General features: G+C 66.8%; 19 protein-coding genes and 1 pseudogene. 12 read left to right on the top strand and 8 right to left on the bottom strand.

Features of this window, described 5'->3' with window-relative positions; translation table 11 throughout:
• The first annotated feature begins 4 nt into the window (after positions 1-4).
• The 5 genes from ACFQZQ_RS03950 to ACFQZQ_RS03930 all read left to right on the top strand — a co-directional run bounded on the left by ACFQZQ_RS03950 (position 5) and on the right by ACFQZQ_RS03930 (position 3,959).
• Positions 5-820: an SAM-dependent methyltransferase gene (locus ACFQZQ_RS03950; RefSeq protein WP_386811363.1), complete on the top strand. Its 816-nt coding sequence runs from the start codon at positions 5-7 to the stop codon at positions 818-820.
• A 21-nt stretch (positions 821-841) separates the two neighbouring features.
• Entirely contained in the window at positions 842-1,048 is a 207-nt protein-coding gene (locus tag ACFQZQ_RS03945; RefSeq protein ID WP_386811362.1) for a hypothetical protein, read from the top strand.
• Between the two features lie 42 nt (positions 1,049-1,090).
• Positions 1,091-1,387 carry a hypothetical protein gene (locus ACFQZQ_RS03940; RefSeq protein ID WP_386811361.1) on the top strand — a complete coding sequence of 99 codons (297 nt, stop codon included), beginning with the start codon at positions 1,091-1,093 and terminating at the stop codon, positions 1,385-1,387.
• Positions 1,388-1,409: 22 nt separating this feature from the next.
• On the top strand, positions 1,410-3,236 hold the full coding sequence (locus ACFQZQ_RS03935; RefSeq protein WP_386811360.1) for a GGDEF domain-containing protein: 1,827 nt from the start codon (positions 1,410-1,412) through the stop codon (positions 3,234-3,236).
• Positions 3,237-3,347: 111 nt separating this feature from the next.
• A complete protein-coding gene (locus ACFQZQ_RS03930) occupies positions 3,348-3,959 on the top strand; it encodes an HD domain-containing protein (protein ID WP_386811359.1) in 612 nt (203 codons plus the stop codon).
• Between the two features lie 42 nt (positions 3,960-4,001).
• Here the strand turns inward: ACFQZQ_RS03930 and ACFQZQ_RS03925 are convergent, their stop codons facing one another.
• Entirely contained in the window at positions 4,002-4,325 is a 324-nt protein-coding gene (locus tag ACFQZQ_RS03925; protein WP_386811358.1) for a hypothetical protein, read from the bottom strand.
• A 430-nt stretch (positions 4,326-4,755) separates the two neighbouring features.
• Between ACFQZQ_RS03925 and ACFQZQ_RS03920 the strand changes: the two genes are divergently transcribed.
• Both ACFQZQ_RS03920 and dinB read left to right on the top strand, forming a co-directional pair.
• Positions 4,756-5,121: a DUF6164 family protein gene (locus ACFQZQ_RS03920; protein WP_386811357.1), complete on the top strand. Its 366-nt coding sequence runs from the start codon at positions 4,756-4,758 to the stop codon at positions 5,119-5,121.
• Between the two features lie 248 nt (positions 5,122-5,369).
• The gene (dinB, locus tag ACFQZQ_RS03915) at positions 5,370-6,464 is read left to right on the top strand and encodes a DNA polymerase IV (RefSeq protein ID WP_386811356.1); all 1,095 of its coding nucleotides are present in this window, start codon (positions 5,370-5,372) and stop codon (positions 6,462-6,464) included.
• A gap of 209 nt (positions 6,465-6,673) precedes the next feature.
• Here dinB and ACFQZQ_RS03910 read toward each other — a convergent pair whose 3' ends face one another.
• Together ACFQZQ_RS03910 and ACFQZQ_RS03905 are read right to left on the bottom strand one after the other, a co-directional pair.
• Positions 6,674-7,192 (bottom strand): YgjP-like metallopeptidase domain-containing protein, encoded by a 519-nt coding sequence (locus tag ACFQZQ_RS03910; protein WP_386811655.1) that lies wholly within the window; start codon positions 7,190-7,192, stop codon positions 6,674-6,676.
• A 75-nt stretch (positions 7,193-7,267) separates the two neighbouring features.
• Positions 7,268-7,948 carry a type 1 glutamine amidotransferase domain-containing protein gene (locus ACFQZQ_RS03905; RefSeq protein WP_386811355.1) on the bottom strand — a complete coding sequence of 227 codons (681 nt, stop codon included), beginning with the start codon at positions 7,946-7,948 and terminating at the stop codon, positions 7,268-7,270.
• A gap of 362 nt (positions 7,949-8,310) precedes the next feature.
• Between ACFQZQ_RS03905 and ACFQZQ_RS03900 the strand changes: the two genes are divergently transcribed.
• Positions 8,311-8,511 (top strand): hypothetical protein, encoded by a 201-nt coding sequence (locus ACFQZQ_RS03900; protein WP_386811354.1) that lies wholly within the window; start codon positions 8,311-8,313, stop codon positions 8,509-8,511.
• A gap of 70 nt (positions 8,512-8,581) precedes the next feature.
• Here ACFQZQ_RS03900 and ACFQZQ_RS03895 read toward each other — a convergent pair.
• From ACFQZQ_RS03895 to yczE, 3 genes and pseudogenes are all read right to left on the bottom strand, one after another.
• Positions 8,582-8,875, bottom strand: a pseudogene (locus ACFQZQ_RS03895) (YkgJ family cysteine cluster protein); the annotation flags it as partial.
• Positions 8,872-9,558: a class I SAM-dependent methyltransferase gene (locus tag ACFQZQ_RS03890; protein WP_386811353.1), complete on the bottom strand. Its 687-nt coding sequence runs from the start codon at positions 9,556-9,558 to the stop codon at positions 8,872-8,874. The gene ACFQZQ_RS03890 and the pseudogene ACFQZQ_RS03895, both read right to left, overlap by 4 nt.
• Before the next feature lie 223 nt (positions 9,559-9,781).
• Positions 9,782-10,396, bottom strand: coding sequence for a membrane protein YczE (gene yczE / locus ACFQZQ_RS03885; protein WP_386811352.1), 615 nt, complete (start codon positions 10,394-10,396; stop codon positions 9,782-9,784).
• Positions 10,397-10,571: 175 nt separating this feature from the next.
• Here yczE and ACFQZQ_RS03880 point away from each other — a divergent pair, with 175 nt between their 5' ends.
• Together ACFQZQ_RS03880 and ACFQZQ_RS03875 are read left to right on the top strand one after the other, a co-directional pair.
• Positions 10,572-11,081, top strand: coding sequence for a DUF1993 domain-containing protein (locus tag ACFQZQ_RS03880; RefSeq protein ID WP_386811351.1), 510 nt, complete (start codon positions 10,572-10,574; stop codon positions 11,079-11,081).
• A gap of 31 nt (positions 11,082-11,112) precedes the next feature.
• On the top strand, positions 11,113-11,949 hold the full coding sequence (locus ACFQZQ_RS03875) for a class I SAM-dependent methyltransferase (RefSeq protein ID WP_386811350.1): 837 nt from the start codon (positions 11,113-11,115) through the stop codon (positions 11,947-11,949).
• Positions 11,950-12,086: 137 nt separating this feature from the next.
• Here the strand turns inward: ACFQZQ_RS03875 and ACFQZQ_RS03870 are convergent, their stop codons facing one another.
• Entirely contained in the window at positions 12,087-12,806 is a 720-nt protein-coding gene (locus ACFQZQ_RS03870; RefSeq protein ID WP_386811349.1) for an rRNA pseudouridine synthase, read from the bottom strand.
• A 117-nt stretch (positions 12,807-12,923) separates the two neighbouring features.
• On the opposite strand from ACFQZQ_RS03870, the gene ACFQZQ_RS03865 reads away from it, so the two are divergent.
• Complete coding sequence (locus tag ACFQZQ_RS03865) at positions 12,924-13,781, top strand: PA4780 family RIO1-like protein kinase (RefSeq protein ID WP_386811348.1); 858 nt, start codon at positions 12,924-12,926, stop codon at positions 13,779-13,781.
• A 268-nt stretch (positions 13,782-14,049) separates the two neighbouring features.
• Complete coding sequence (locus ACFQZQ_RS03860) at positions 14,050-14,244, top strand: hypothetical protein (protein WP_386811347.1); 195 nt, start codon at positions 14,050-14,052, stop codon at positions 14,242-14,244.
• A gap of 238 nt (positions 14,245-14,482) precedes the next feature.
• Here the strand turns inward: ACFQZQ_RS03860 and ACFQZQ_RS03855 are convergent, their stop codons facing one another.
• Positions 14,483-14,908: an organic hydroperoxide resistance protein gene (locus ACFQZQ_RS03855; protein WP_386811346.1), complete on the bottom strand. Its 426-nt coding sequence runs from the start codon at positions 14,906-14,908 to the stop codon at positions 14,483-14,485.
• Positions 14,909-14,930 lie beyond the last annotated feature (22 nt).

Raw genomic sequence — 14,930 nt, 5'->3', positions numbered from 1 at the left:
TTCGATGACCCCCCAAGGAAGCCTGGCCTGCGTCGGCCTGGGCATGATGCTCGGCGCCCACCTCAGCCCGCGCTCTCGCAGCCACATCGAACAGGCCGACGTCGTGTTCGCGCTGGTGTCCGACCCGCTGGTCGAACTGTGGCTGCAGGACATGCGCCCGGACACCCGCAGCCTCCAGCCGTACTACGCCGAAGGCAAGAAGCGCACCGAAACCTACCGCGAGATGGTCGAGGCGATGCTGGTCGAGGTCCGCGCCGGCCGTACCGTGTGCGGGGTGTTTTACGGCCACCCGGGCGTGTTCGCGCTGGTGCCGCACCGCGCCATCGAGGGCGCGCGCGCCGAGGGCTTCGAGGCCGTGATGGAGCCGGGCATCTCCGCCGAAGATTGCCTGTACGCCGACCTGGGCATCGACCCGGGCACCTACGGCTGCCAGCACTACGAGGCCAGCCAGTTCATGTTCTACCAGCGCCGGATCGACCCCTCGGCCTATTTGATCCTGTGGCAGATCGGCATTGCCGGCGACCGCTCGCTGGCACGCTTCGCCACCGGCCCGGATTACCGCCGCCTGCTGGTCGAGTTGCTGGCCCCCGATTACCCCCTGGACCACGAAGTAATCGCCTACGAAGCTGCTACCCTCCCGATCACGACGCCGCGCATGGAGGGGATGCCGCTGTCGGGGATTATCGAGGCGGACATGAGGTTGCAGACCACCCTGGTGATCCCGCCGGCCCGGCCGATGCAGCGCAATCAGGTAATGCTCGACCGCCTGGCGCAGATCGATCTTGAAGTTGCCGCACGCAACGCACCAACTGCCGTCTAACACGAGCAAGGGAGAATGATCATGTCGAATGCCATCCAGTTTCTCGAGTCGATGGGCCGTAACCCCAGTGCGACCCATATGTCAGCATTTGAGTACGCGACGACTGTCGCCGCCCTTGACATAGAAGGCGCGCAGAAAGATGCGCTACTCGAGCGCGATGAGTCTGTCCTCAGCAACTTGCTTGGTGGCAGAGATGACATGCGGTGCATGATCATGGCGGCCGAATAGCAACGTGTTTGAGCGTTTTGAACTGAATTAAATTGGATCTACTTGTCGGAAGCGGTGCTAAAAAAGGGGGTGTTTGCAATGCGTACTGTCAGGTTTCTTGAAGAGTTGGGTAGCAAGCCGCAGCTGAGCGAGGTCGAGTACAGCAACGAAGTTGCCGCTCTCAATGTTGGCGATGACGAGCGCGAGGTGTTGCTCGGCCGCGACGCGTCCAAGTTGGCTTCGCTGCTGGGTGGGCGGGCAAAGATGTGGTTCGCAGTGATGACGCCGAGTGACGCGCCGGCAGAGGAAAGCCCTGTCAGGGATGAGCCTGGCGACGAGCCTGACCCTGACGCGATCTGATACAGCGATAGGTATCTGCGAGATGAAACGGTGGCTAATGGCGCAAGTTCTGGTCGCGGTGTTGCTATGCACCGCATCACTTGCGCCATTTGCTTCCCCGCGCGTGCATGCTTTGTTACAGGAAGCAGATCAAGTTCGCAGCGGAGATCCATTGCGCTTTTCTCGTTTGCTTGGCGAACTGGATCAGGCGCGCGGAACTGCCACTCGAGACCAGCTAGAGAAGCTAAGGTTTTTGCATGCGTATGCGGACATCTATGCGGGCCGCTGCAATGAAGGCGTCCGGGAAGCCACACAGCTCATTGAGTCCGGGCGTGACGCGGATGTAAAAGCTCGGTCTAGTGCTCTTATCGTCAACTGTTACGGACTTTCGCGCGAATTCATTCAAGGACTGCGGGAGCTAGAGCGGCTTTCTATTCTGGCAGCACGGGCATCCAAGGATGAGACCCGGCAACATGCGTTGTACGCCGCCGCCAGCCTATATAACCAAGTAGGGCAATATCAACTTGGTCTTCGCGAAGTCGACAAGCTGTTGGAAACGACAGGAGAACTGTCGCCACGCGATCGTTGTTTCTCGGAACAGTTGAGACTGGATTTACTTGAGCGACTCGGCAAGCTTCCATCCGACGAGGCGCCGGTGCGGCGGTTGATCGAGCAGTGCACGGCGTTGAACGAACCCATGGTCGCTAGCTTCGGGCGCATTGTCTTGGCCCATCAGCGTCTAGCCGTAGGGCAGCCAGCCAAGGCAAGGGCTGCGCTACAAGGTCATCTTCCAGAAATTGAGTCCACGCGTTACCCGCGCCTTATCAGTGGAGTCCACGCGCTGCTAGCTGAGTTGGCGCTTGCGGAGGGTAGCCTCGAATTGGCTGAGTCGCACGCGGGAAAAGCCATTTCAAGTGGTACTTCCAACCGCGGCATATTGCCGCTCGTGAGGGCCAACAAGGTGCTTTACGAGGTAGCACAACGACGCGGTGACTTGGCCAATGCCTTTAAACACTATCGAGCATTCGCTGAGGCAGACAAGGCCTATCTGAACGAAGTCAAGACTCGCGAGTTGGCCTATCAGATCGTGCGACAGGAAACCCAGCAGAAGAACCAGCAGATCGAACTGCTGAAGGGCCAGAACGAAGTGCTCCGCCTGCAGCAGCGCGTCGAACGGCAAGCCACCCAGAACTCGCGGCTGATGGTTGCGTTGCTGGCCTTGCTCGTGGCCTCGGTCGGCTACTGGGCCTACAAGATCAAGCGCATGCACGTCTCGTTGCGCCGCTTCGCGGAAACCGATGCGCTGACCGGCCTGTGCAACCGCCACCATTTCACCCTGCAGGCGGAGAAATCCATCGCCCGCTGCGCGAAGGCCGGCGAGCCGGTGGCGCTGGTGATGTTCGACCTGGACCACTTCAAGTCGATCAACGACAACTACGGGCACGTCACCGGCGACTGGGTGCTCAAGCAGGTGGCCGACACCTGCAAGGCGTTCTGCCGCTCCATCGACCATATCGGTCGGCTGGGGGGAGAGGAGTTCGCGATTTTGCTGCACGGCTGCGACCTGGAGGCCGCCACCCGCCTGGCCGAGGACTGCCGCGTGCGCCTCACCCAGATCGACAGCCGCGACAGCGGGCATGCGTTCCGGGTCACCGCCAGTTTCGGGGTCAGCGCGGCCTCGCTGTCGGGCTACGACCTGGCCCGGCTGCTGTCGCATGCCGACCAGATGCTCTACCGCGCCAAGCGCGACGGCCGCAACTGTGTGCGCGGCTACGTCATCGATACCGCGTTCGCGCCGCTGCCGGACACGTCGCCCTTGCGCGGCGATGACATCGCCCCCGGCAAGGCGCTGCGCGGCCTGCGCACCTGAGGCGCCGAGCGCGGCACTCGCGTGCGATCGGTTGGCATGCGCCATCATTGCTTTCATCCACGCCGTTGCCGGCCCCGTCCGATTCGACACCCGCTGCCCGCATGAATCGCCATGTCCGCTGATGCACCGCTGCCGATCTCGCCGCCGCAATGGGCGGCGCTCGAGGCGGCCTACGCCACGCCGGCACGCGCGTACCACAACCTCCAGCATGTCCACGAGGTGCTGCGCCAGTACCAGCGGGTGGCGGACGGCGCGGGCTGGACGCAACCGGCCGAGGTCTACCTGGCGGTGCTGTACCACGATGCGATCTACGAGGCCGGCCGCGCCGACAACGAGGCGCGCTCGGCCGACCTGGCGATCGAGCACATCGCGCGCTGGTTGCCCGACCGCGGCATCGAGGCAGCGCGCGTCGCCGAGCTGATCCACCTCACCGCACGCCACGGCCGCCTGGCGTCGGCGGACGTCGACCGCGACGCCGCGCTGTTCCTCGACTGCGACATGGCGATCCTTGGCGCCGAGCCGGCGGCGTTCGACGCCTACGACCGCGGCATCGCCGCCGAGTACCGCGGCCACGTCCCGGCCTGGGTGTTCAAGCTCAACCGGCGGCGCTTCCTCAAGGGCCTGCTGGGCCGCGAGCGCATCTACCTGAGCGACTTCTTCCACACCCACCTGGATGCGCAGGCGCGCATCAACCTGCGCCGCGCGGTGACCGAGAAGCGCTGAGCATGTGCCTGGCTCGGTTGCTGCGGAGTACGCGAAAGCCGGTCAGAAGCGTGCGAACGTGGTGACGATCCGGTCGCCACGTACTTCGGTGCTGCGCGTGACGACTTGCCTGGAACGGCGACGCTGCTGGTCGCGCGTACCCGCGTGCAGCGTTTCGGGTATCACGATTCTGAAGTCGAGCTGGGCCTTGACCTTGGCGGTCGTGGGTCCAGTCACCAGCGCCTGCTCCGCCTGTGCCTGGAACGCCATGGTTCCGGCCAGCAGCAGAAACGCTATCCGTACTGCTGCGCGCGCCCCGCGCGACCTAGGGGCAGTACCGGCAATCGCTCGCGCGTTAGGCGTCGATCTGGTCGGATCTTCACTCATCTGTGTCGCCTCTCTGTACTTGGCGAGCTGCTACACAATCCGAACGGTCGTGACCTTCTGTCATGGGCTCAGCAAGTCACACGGGTCATGGCTACGTTGTCGGCCGCGCTTGAAGTTCCTTTAGGACAATGCACACGTCGTGTCGGGCCCAAGTGTGCGCGGCACCGCAGCGTTCTGTGAGGTCGATCACAGAAGGCCTGGCGCGATGCGCGCGGTCGCGGTTCCGTGCGACAGATCATGCAACCCGTTCGCGCGGCCTCCATGCCAGGAGAACGGAACTTCTAGGCGCTCACTCTCCACCCGACACTCCTACGGCCCGACACTCCTACGACGCCCACGTCGGTTCGGCTCGGCTTGGTCGGCGAGAACGTCCAGCGTTTTGTCTCGGTACGCACGTTCCGATATCTAGTCGTGGCGCTATCATCGCAACATGGCCAAGCTGCTCCTGAACCTGCGCAACGTGCTCGACGACGAGATCGCCGACGTGCGCGCGATGCTCGAGACCCACAAAATCGAGTTCTACGAGACCCAGCCCAGCCGCTGGGGCATTTCCTACGGCGGCATCTGGATCACCCACGATGGCGACATCGCCGAAGCCAAGCGGCTGATGGTCGATTACCAGCAGCAGCGCCAGACCCGTGTGCGCGCCGAGTACGCGGCGGCCAAGCGCGATGGCACCGCCGAGACGTTCGGGCAGGTGTTGCGTGAGCAGCCCGGGCGCGTGGCCCTGACCGTGCTGGCGATCGTGGTGTTGCTGGGACTGGTGGCGTTGCCGGTGTTGCTGTTGCGGGGGTAGAAGCAGCAACAGCAAATCCTCCCCGGCCCTCCTTTTTCAAAGGAGGGAGAAAACCTGGTTTCACAGGGAAAAGCGAGACCAGTGTGAGTGCTTGCCTTTGCCCCCTTTGGAAAAGGGGGCAGGGGGGATTTGCTTCGTCGATGATGGCGAACGGGCAGCGTCGCTGCATGACCATGCACCGGTCGGATACAGCGCGACCTGCCTTGCACGAAAGGCAGAATAGTCGCCTGTCCTGGTTTGCCTGAGCCATGCCCGCACCGCCAAGAAAAATCCTGCACGTCGACATGGACGCGTTCTACGCGTCGGTCGAGCAGCGCGACGAGCCGTCGCTACGCGGCAGGCCGGTGGTGGTCGCGTGGCGCGGGGCGCGCTCGGTGGTGTGTGCGGCCAGCTACGAGGCGCGCGTGTTCGGGGTGCGTTCGGCGATGCCGGCGGTGCGCGCCGAGCGCCTGTGCCCCGATGCGGTGTTCGTGCCGCCGGACTTCGTGCGCTACAAGGCGGTGTCGCGGCAGGTGCGCGAGATCTTCGCGCGCCACACCGACCTGGTCGAACCGCTGTCGCTGGACGAGGCCTACCTCGACGTCACCCACGCCAAGACCGGCCTGGCATCGGCCACCGAGACCGCGCAGGCGATCCGCGCGGCAATCCGCGCCGAAACCCAGCTGACCGCCTCGGCCGGGGTCGCGCCCAACAAGTTCCTGGCCAAGATCGCCTCGGACTGGCGCAAGCCCGACGGCGTGTTCGTGATCCGCCCGCACCAGGTCGAGGCGTTCCTGACGCCGCTGCCGGTCGGCCGCCTGCCGGGCGTGGGCAAGGTGATGGAAGGCAAGCTCGCGCAGTTGGCCGTGGCCACGGTGGGCGAACTGCGCGCGCTGGAACTGCCGGCGCTGGAGCGGCGTTTCGGTCGCTGGGGTCGGCGCCTGCACGAGCTCGCGCGCGGCATCGACGAACACCCGGTGCAACCCGAGCGTCCGACCCTGCAGGTTTCGGCCGAGGACACCTTCGAGCACGACCTGCGCCTGGACGAGTTGCAGCCGCACATCCTCCGCATGGCGGAGAAGGCCTGGGCCGGTTACCAGCGCGAGCTGCAGGCGCATCCGGGGCGCGTCGCGCGCACGGTGGTGCTGAAGCTCAAGACGTCCGACTTCCGCGTCCTGACCCGCAGCCTGACGTCGCCGTCGCCGCCGCGCTCGATGGAAGAGGTGGCGAGGATTGCCTGCGCCCTGCGCGCGCGGGTGGAGCACGCCGAGGGCACGCGTTACCGGTTGGTGGGCGTGGGCTTGGCGGGGTTCGTGGATGCCGAGAATCTCGGCATGCAGGCGGAATTGTTCGGGGTGTCGTAGTGGCGCGGGATGCGCTTGCACAACGCTCGTGGTTCCCGCGAAAGAGGCAACGCCAGCGCCTCGCGCTTCCTCCATGCCTGGTCGTCATCCCTGCGATCGCAGGGATCCGGCGACTTGGCTCTGGACGTCGAAGGCACTGGGTTCCTGCGTGCGCAGGAATGACGAGCAAGTGCCACGACGCATCGAACGCCTTCCGGCTTCTCGTGTCGTTACCCGCCAACGGCAGGCAGCTCCGGCCGCACGCACTCCAGGTGCGTCAGATACAGGCGCGTGTCGAACTCGAGCTGGTGATAGTCCGCCGCCATGTGCGTGCACAGCTGGTAGAACGCCTTGTCGTGCTCGCGCTGCTTCAGGTGCGCCAGCTCGTGCACCACGATCATTTTCAGGAGCTCGGCCGGCGCATCGCGGAACACGGTGGCGATGCGGATCTCGCGACTGGCCTTGAGCTTGCTGCCCTGCACGCGCGACACCGCCGTGTGGGTACCCAGCGCGTGGCGCACCACGTGCAGCTTGTTGTCGTAGACGACTTTGTTGAGCGGCTCGGCCTTGCGCATGTAGCGGTCCTTGAGCTCGACCGCGTAGTCGAACAGGGCCTTGTCGTTGCGCACGTCATGCGCCTGGCCGTAACGGTTGCGCAGCAGCTCGCCGAGCCGGTCGCGCGCGATCAGCTCGCGCACCTGCGCCTGCAGCGGCTCGCTGTAGCCGCTGAGGTATCTCAGGCCGGGCAGGGTGGGGGTGGTCATGGCGCCACGATACGGCAGGCCGGTGGTTCCTCCGCAGTCCGCGCGGCCGGCAGATCGTCCCTAGCGCCCCAGCAGCGCCAGCACCGCCTTGGCCGCGTCCTGCGACGAGGCCGGGTTCTGGCCGGTGACCAGGTTGCCGTCGGTGATCGCGTAGCGCTGCCAGTCGTCCTGCTTGGAATAGCGGCCGCCGTTGGCCTTGAGCATGTCCTCGACCAGGAACGGCACCACGTCGGTCAGGCCGACCGCGGCCTCCTCGGAGTTGGTGAAGCCGGTGACCGACTTGTCCTTCACCAGCGGCGTGCCGTCGGCGGCCTTGGCGTGGCGGAACACGCCCGGCGCGTGGCACACCGCGGCCACGGGTTTTCCCGCGGCGTGGGTGGTCTCGATCAGGCGGATCGAGTCGCGGTTCTCGGCCAGGTCCCACAACGGGCCGTGGCCACCGGGATAGAACACCGCGTCGAAGTTGCCATTGGCCACCTCGGACAGCTTGCGGGTCGAGGCGAGCGCGGCGATGGCCTCGGCATCGCCCCGGAACCGGCGGGTCGCGGGCGTCTGCGCGTCGGGGTCATCGCTCTTGGGATCCAGCGGCGGCTGTCCGCCCAACGGCGAGGCCAGCACGACCTCCATGCCGGCATCGGCGAATTCGTAATAGGGCGCGGCGAACTCCTCGAGCCAGAACCCGGTCTTGCGCCCGGTGTCGCCGAGCTTGTCGTGCGAGGTCAGCACCATCAGGATCTTCATCGGCGGTTCCATTGGCGAGGCTGTGGGAGCGCGCAACGTAGCAACGCCCGTGCTAAACGGGTGTGACCGGCGCCGCCGACGAACGTCGTCGCGGCGCCGTCGTGGCGTGTTAGCGTGGGGCGTCGGTGCTGCATCCAGCGGCGCCGGCATGGACGGATTCGTGCAGTCGGTCCGCTGGCGTCGCAAGCCGCCGGCCCATTCGTTGCCGATGCCGCATCGCTGCGCCTGCAGCCGCTCCACGGCACGTCTTCGAGGGGCCATGACACCGATCACGCACCATTGCCGAAACGCACCATGCGGTGCGGGTACACGAGATTCGTCGAACCTGCCTGCCGGGCCATCCACCGGTCGGGAGCGCGCCCATGGCTAGGCCGGCCGCTCTGGGAAACGTGATCTTCGAGGTCGCACTGGCCGATGGCAGCGAACACGACTTCACCGTCGATTCCTACGCGCTGCGCGGAGGCGACGAGGTGGCGCTGGAAATCGCCCGCGACCGCCAACGTGCCGGCCGCCTGCCGCCGGGCGAGATCATCGCCGTGCGGCGCCTGCCCGGTTATCGATGACGGTCAGCGGGATGCTTCGGTCGCCGTCGAGGCGGCCGTCGACGTCGTTCGGCTCGTCGTAGCGGTGCCGGTAGAGTTCGCGCTCGTCGCGGCAGTACGCGCTGCCCATCGCGAACTTGCGGCAGATCGCCGGGCGCTGCTCGTAGATGCCGCAGCACATGCGGGTTTCGTCCAGCGCGATGCACCAGCCGTCCTCGCCGCGCGCCATCACGTCCAGGCCGTGCTCGTTGCGGTCGACCAGATGGCGCGGCACGTTGTCTTCGGGCATCACCAGTACCGTCAGCCGGCAGCACACCGCGTCGCAACTGCTGCACGACACCGTGGCATCGATGCGCTGGTCGTCTGCGTCGGTGGCGACGCTCATGCCGGAACCAGCGCTGTGGCCGGCCGCAGCGCGCCGCGCCGGTAGCTGAGCAGGCGGCCGCGGAACGGCGCGACGTCGCCCTCGTCGAAGCGGCTGCGGTGCTCGGTCACGTCGTAGCCCTGGGTTGCGAGCGCGCGCGTGAACGGGTTGCTGTTGCCGCGGCCCGGGTCGGTGATCAGCACTTCGGCATCCGGGTGGGCATGGCGCAGCATCATCGCCGCGAGCTGCGCGGCGTGGTCGCGCTCGTAGAGGATGTCGCTGCCGATGATCAGGTCGAAGCGGCCGAGCCTGGCGTCGGGCACCGCCCACGGCAGGTCGTGGTACGCCAGCTCGGGCAGGTCGTTGAGCGCGGCGTTGTGCGCCAGGAACGACTGCGCGAGCGGGTGGTGGTCGCTGGCGACCACGTCCGCGCGGCGGCGCTGCAGGACGAGGCTCGACAGCCCCAGTCCGCAGCCTAGTTCGAGGATGCGCTTGCCGGCGACGTCGAAGGTGCACATCGCCTCGGCCAGCACGCGCCCGGCGGGCCAGACCTGGCCGAACAGGCTCCACAGCGCCGACGAGATGCCGGCGCGTTCGGCCGCGCCGTTGCTGTCGGCGAACTGCTGCTTGTCGCTGAGCGCACGGATGCGGTAGCCGTGGCCGCCGAGGCGGACGGTGAGGTTGCGCGTGGTGTAGCCCGGCATGGGGGCTCCCGTGGGGGCGTCCGCGGCGCGGCAAGGAGCGGCCAGGCCGGGATCGGTGACGCGAGGAGGGGAGCGAAGCGGCGACAGGTACGGCCGGGGCAGACGCGCGTATGAGGCATGCGGGCCGGACGGAAGCCGGTACCGCGAGAGCCCTTGCATCCTACGCGATAGGCCGCACAGCCCGCTGAACGCAGCCCATTGCGGGCGCCACGCCGGCGAGGCGCTAGGCGCTGGCGCCCAGCGCCACGGGCGCACGCGCGCGGCGCTCGAACAGCGGCAGCGCCAACTGGATCAGCGGGCCGATGACCAGCGCGTAGGTCAGCGTACCCAGCCCGAGCGTGCCGCCCAGCGCGACGCCGGCCAGCAACACGCCGCCTTCGATCAGCGTGCGCACCAGCCGCACCGAGCGACCGGTGCGCCGCGCCAGCCCGGTCATCAAGCCATCGCGCGGGCCGGGGCCGAAATCCGCGCCGATGTACGCCGCGGTGGCCAGCGCATTGAGCACGATCCCGCCGACCAGCAAACCCCAGCGCGATCCCAGGCCGATGCCGGCCAGTGAATTGCCGAGCGCGGCCATGGTCGCGTCGAACACCAGCCCGATCACGATCGCGTTGCTGATCGTGCCCAGTCCCGGACGTTGCCGGATCGGGATCCAGGCCAGCAGCACCACGAAGCTGACCGCCACCGCGACCCGGCCCATCGGCCAGTCGCCGCGCAGCGCGATGCCCTGGTGCAGCACGTCCCACGGCATCAGCCCGAGCCGCGCCTGCAGCATCATCACCATCGACACGCCGTAGGCGACCAGGCCCAGATAGAGCTGCAGCAGGCGGCGCGGCATGCGGGTTCCAGTGCTTGGGGAAGGCGGCAGTGTAGTCGCGAGCGTGCAGTGCACTGGCGACGCACGCGCAACGGTGCAACGCAACGACGGCACGATCTCGTTGGAAGTTGCGGCTGCGGCGGGAAATCCCGACGCGTTACCATCGACGCCTCCCCCTCGCCGACGAGCCACTCGAATGACCATCTCCATGCACGCCGCGTCCGTCCCCGTGTTCAAGCAGCTGCTCGGCAGCCTGGCCGACATCCTCGCCAAGGCCGAGGCGCACGCGGCGCAGAAGAACATCGACCCGAACGCGCTGCTGCAGGCGCGCCTGTTCCCCGACATGCTGCCGCTGGTGCGCCAGGTGCAGATCGCCTGCGACTTCGCCAAGAGCGTGCCGGCGCGCCTGGCCGGCGCCGACGTGCCCGCCTACGAGGACACCGAACAGACCTTCGCCGAGTTGCAGGCGCGGATCGCCAAGACCGTCGCCCTGATCGACGGGCTCGACGCCGCGCAGTTCGCCGGCAGCGAGGAGCGCCAGATCGTGCTGCGCCCGGGCACGCCCAAGGAGCGCACCATTGGCGGCCAGGCCTACCTGCTGAGCTACGGCCTGCCGCAGTTCTTCTTCCACGTGACCACCGCCTACGCGCTGCTGCGCCACAACGGCATCGAGATCGGCAAGAAGGATTTCATGGGCGCGTTCTGACGCGTCCACCGCCCGCACCCGGAGCACCGCCATGAGCCGCGACCGCAACCCGCAGGCCGAGCAGATGGGCGACGAGTCGATGGTGCGCAACCTGGCGCACCAGGCCGAAGCGATCTGGCCGCAGGAACAGCCGCTGTTCGACCGCTACGGCCTGTCCGGCGCACTGCGCATCCTCGACCTGGGATGCGGCACCGGCGAGATCAGCCGCCGCTTGGCGCAGCGCTATCCGCAGGCGACGGTGCTGGGCATCGACATCCTCGAATCGAACCTGGCCGTCGCGCGCCGCGACAGCGCCGCATTCGGCGAACGCATCGGCTACGAAGTCGGAGATGCGTTCGCGCTGGACTGCGCCGACGCGAGTTTCGACCTGGTCGCGTGCCGGCACATGTCGCAGGCGGTGCCGGACTTCCCGCAGGTGCTGGCCGAGATCACCCGCGTACTCAGGCCCGGCGGCTGGCTGCACCTGCTGTCGGAGGACTACGGCATGTTGCATATGCCGGTGGTCGCGCGGGATTCGGGCCAGTTCGATCCGGACCGCTTCTGGAACCTCAACGCGGTCGCGTTTCTGCAGGGCGTCGGCTGCGACGGGCGCATCGGCCGGCATTCGCCGGCGCTGCTGGAAGCGGCGGGCTATCGCGATATCGCGATGGACTACCTCACCGTGGACACGTTGCGGGTGCCGCGCGCGACCTTCGCCGACATCATGCGGGCATGGCGCGACGGCTTCGCTGAGGCGCTTGCCGGCGCCTCGGGCCGCACTCGCGAGGAAGTGATTGCCGACTTCGACACCATGATCATCGCGATCGAAACGCCGCCGCAGTACGCGGTGTGGCACGTGCCGGTGGCATCGGGGCGTAGGGCGGGGTAGGAGCCAGCGTGCCGCGATCGACTTCCGCGCAGTAGGTTATTTAGCTCGTCATTCCTGCGAACGCAGGAATCCAGTGACTTGGGCTGTACCGGCGTAAGCCGCTGGATTCCTGCGTTCGCAGGAATGACGAGCAAGAGTCAGAAGCGCTCGCTGACCGGCAGGTAGCGCCACTCCGCGACCGGCATCTTGCCCATCGACACCCGGCCGATGCGGATGCGCTTGATCGCCACCACCTCCAGCCCGATCTGCGCGCACATGTAGCGCAACTGCCCGGGCTGCACGTCGTGGATCGCGAAGCGCAGGCGGATTTCGTTCTGCCAGCTGACCTTGCACGGCGGCAGGGCGCGGCCGTTGTAGACCATGCCGCGGCTAAGCCGCGCCAGCCCGTACGGCCCAGGGTCGGCGCCGCCGACCTCGACGATGAACTCCTGCTCGATCCGCGCGGCGTCCTCGGTCAGGCGGCGGAACACCCGCCCGTCCTGGCTGAGCACGATCAGGCCGCTGGCCTCGTCGTCCAGCGGCATCAGCGGCGTGAGCCGGTGGAAATGCCGCTGCAGCAGGCGCACGCCGGACTGGTCGCCCTCGGTGTGGGTCTCGGGCGTGACCAGTGCCGCGGTAGCGCGGAAATCGACGCCGACGGGCTTGTGGAACAGCACCGTGGCCGGTTCCGTCGCCTCCAGCTGGGCGTCGGGGTCGATCTCGACCACCTCGTCGGCGACCATGCGCTGCGGCTCCTCGACGACCGTTCCATCCACCGAAACCCAGCCGCCCTCGATGTATTGCTCGGCTTCGGCGCGCGAGCAGCGGGCCAGTTCGGCGACGCGTTTGGACAGACGGACGGCTTCGGAAGTGGACATGTGCGACGCAGAACCAGCGGATCGGGGCGTCCAGTGTAAAGATATGCACCCCAGTCGCCCCGGGCGCGTTGCGAACCGGCGCAGCCGCCGCGGCGCGACCGCCATCCACAGGACTCCATGAAGACCCCCACCGGCCTGCAGGCGCTGATCGACGACGGCGTGATCGACGAAGTGATGCGCCCGCTCAAGAGCGGCAAGGAAGCGGCCGTGTACGTGGTCCGCGCTGGCGGCGAGGTGCGTTGCGCCAAGGTCTACAAGGACATGGCGCAGCGCAGCTTCCAGCAGCGCGTGCAATACCAGGAAGGCCGCAAGGTCCGCGGCAGCCGCGAGACGCGCGCGATCGGCAAGGCCACCAAGTACGGCCGCAAGCAGCAGGAAACCGCCTGGAAGAACACCGAGGTCGACGCGCTGTACCAGCTGCGCGACGCCGGCGTGCGCGTGCCCGAGCCGTACGGCTACTACCACGGCGTGCTGGTGATGGAGCTGGTGGTCGACGCCGACGGCCACTCGGCGCCGCGCCTGAACGAGGTCGAGCTGTCGCACGACCAGGCCTGCGGCTTCCACCGCTTCCTGATGCGCCAGATCGTCAAGATGCTGTGCGTCGGCCTGATCCACGGCGACCTGTCCGAGTACAACGTGCTGGTCGCGCCCGACGGCCCGGTGATCATCGACCTGCCGCAGGTGGTCAGCGCCGCGGGTAACAACGCCGGCCGCGCGATGCTGCAGCGCGACGTCAACAACATCACCGCCAGCCTCGGCTATTGGGCGCCGGAGCTGTTGGACACCTATTTCGCCGAGGAGATCTGGGAGCTGTTCGAACACGGCGAACTGCACCCGGACAGCGAACTCACCGGCGTCTACAAGCACGACACCTCCACCCCCGACATCGCCGGCGTGCGCCACGCGATCAACGACGCGCGCGAGGAAGCCCTGATCCGCCAGCAGGGCCGCGAGGCGGCGGCCGAGGCGGATTGACGCGCGGTCGTGCGCTGTCGCTATTGCTTCGCCTTCGCCTTCGCCTTCGCCTTCGCCTTCGGCTTCGGCCTTTGCCCGTCATCCCCGCGAAGGCGGGGATCCAGTGACGTTCCCGTTGCCGTTGCCGTTGCCGTTGATTTCAGGCTTTTGGCTCTACCAGCGCCGTAGAGCTCGCCGAGCACCGGAGGGCAAAGGGGGAAAAGGCGCCCTTGTCTGAGCGCAGCGAGTTTGGGCGCCGTACCCTTTGCTCGAGGAGCGCAGGGGACCGATGCGGCTTCATCGCATCGGCGAGCGTCCGGCGCAGGCGGTTTTGGTTACTTTTGACAAGGACAAAAGTGACTCGCGCGCGCAGCGTGCGAAAGCCCTTGATCTTGTTGTCGCCGTTGCGGCTGTTCCCTTAGAGCAACTGCAAAAGCTTTCGCCTAGGGGCGAGTTACTTTCTTTGAACGGCCAAAGAAAGTAACCAAAGAAAGGCCCTTCCCTGACAGAACTCCCGACGCACGCGCGGCACTGCGCGGATTTTCCGATTCGCCATCCTGGCTCAATCGGAAAACGACCGGCATCCATGCCGGTCGCCCTTCGGGTTGGGGTGACATCTGTGCGATTGCGGTTGAGGGATCAAGAGCCGGGCAACAGCAAAGCTGCGACGGCAACCCTGCTCAACCTGCGTGCAATGGAGGAAGCGAATGCCGCCCGCTACCTCACACCAGCGTCAGCGTCACATCCACATTGCCACGCGTCGCATTGGAGTAAGGGCACACCACATGCGCCTTCTCGATCAACGCCTGCGCCTGCGCGCGGTCCATGCCGGGGACGTCGATCTTCAGCTCGACCTGGATGCCGAAGCCCTGCGGGATCGGGCCGATGCCGACCACGCCGGTGATGTTGAGGTCGTCGGGCAGCTGGATCTTTTCCTTGCCGGCCACGACTTTCATCGCGCCGATGAAGCAGGCCGAATAGCCGGCGGCGAACAGCTGCTCGGGGTTGGTGCCGACGGCGCCGTTGCCGCCCAGTTCCTTCGGCGTGGTCAGCTTGACGTCGAGCACCTTGTCGGACGAAACGGCCTGGCCTTCGCGACCGCCGGTGGCGGTGGCTTGCGCCGTGTACAGCACTTTGTCGAGTTTCATGCGGGGGACCTCGGGTTGGGGA

This window comes from Lysobacter koreensis (assembly GCF_042677045.1).
Taxonomy (GTDB): Bacteria; Pseudomonadota; Gammaproteobacteria; order Xanthomonadales; family Xanthomonadaceae; genus Lysobacter_K; species Lysobacter_K koreensis.
The sequence above is the reverse complement of the archived record's forward strand: the minus strand, read 5'-3'. Positions and strand labels throughout refer to the sequence as shown.

Coding starts and splice junctions, on each gene's coding strand:
- ACFQZQ_RS03950 (WP_386811363.1), top strand. CDS start 5: ATGACCCCCCAAGGAAGCCTGGCCTGCGTCGGCCTGGGCATGATGCTC.
- ACFQZQ_RS03945 (WP_386811362.1), top strand. CDS start 842: ATGTCGAATGCCATCCAGTTTCTCGAGTCGATGGGCCGTAACCCCAGT.
- ACFQZQ_RS03935 (WP_386811360.1), top strand. CDS start 1,410: ATGAAACGGTGGCTAATGGCGCAAGTTCTGGTCGCGGTGTTGCTATGC.
- ACFQZQ_RS03930 (WP_386811359.1), top strand. CDS start 3,348: ATGTCCGCTGATGCACCGCTGCCGATCTCGCCGCCGCAATGGGCGGCG.
- ACFQZQ_RS03925 (WP_386811358.1), bottom strand. CDS start 4,325: ATGAGTGAAGATCCGACCAGATCGACGCCTAACGCGCGAGCGATTGCC.
- ACFQZQ_RS03920 (WP_386811357.1), top strand. CDS start 4,756: ATGGCCAAGCTGCTCCTGAACCTGCGCAACGTGCTCGACGACGAGATC.
- dinB (WP_386811356.1), top strand. CDS start 5,370: ATGCCCGCACCGCCAAGAAAAATCCTGCACGTCGACATGGACGCGTTC.
- ACFQZQ_RS03905 (WP_386811355.1), bottom strand. CDS start 7,948: ATGAAGATCCTGATGGTGCTGACCTCGCACGACAAGCTCGGCGACACC.
- ACFQZQ_RS03900 (WP_386811354.1), top strand. CDS start 8,311: ATGGCTAGGCCGGCCGCTCTGGGAAACGTGATCTTCGAGGTCGCACTG.
- ACFQZQ_RS03890 (WP_386811353.1), bottom strand. CDS start 9,558: ATGCCGGGCTACACCACGCGCAACCTCACCGTCCGCCTCGGCGGCCAC.
- yczE (WP_386811352.1), bottom strand. CDS start 10,396: ATGCCGCGCCGCCTGCTGCAGCTCTATCTGGGCCTGGTCGCCTACGGC.
- ACFQZQ_RS03880 (WP_386811351.1), top strand. CDS start 10,572: ATGACCATCTCCATGCACGCCGCGTCCGTCCCCGTGTTCAAGCAGCTG.
- ACFQZQ_RS03875 (WP_386811350.1), top strand. CDS start 11,113: ATGAGCCGCGACCGCAACCCGCAGGCCGAGCAGATGGGCGACGAGTCG.
- ACFQZQ_RS03870 (WP_386811349.1), bottom strand. CDS start 12,806: ATGTCCACTTCCGAAGCCGTCCGTCTGTCCAAACGCGTCGCCGAACTG.
- ACFQZQ_RS03865 (WP_386811348.1), top strand. CDS start 12,924: ATGAAGACCCCCACCGGCCTGCAGGCGCTGATCGACGACGGCGTGATC.
- ACFQZQ_RS03860 (WP_386811347.1), top strand. CDS start 14,050: ATGCGGCTTCATCGCATCGGCGAGCGTCCGGCGCAGGCGGTTTTGGTT.
- ACFQZQ_RS03855 (WP_386811346.1), bottom strand. CDS start 14,908: ATGAAACTCGACAAAGTGCTGTACACGGCGCAAGCCACCGCCACCGGC.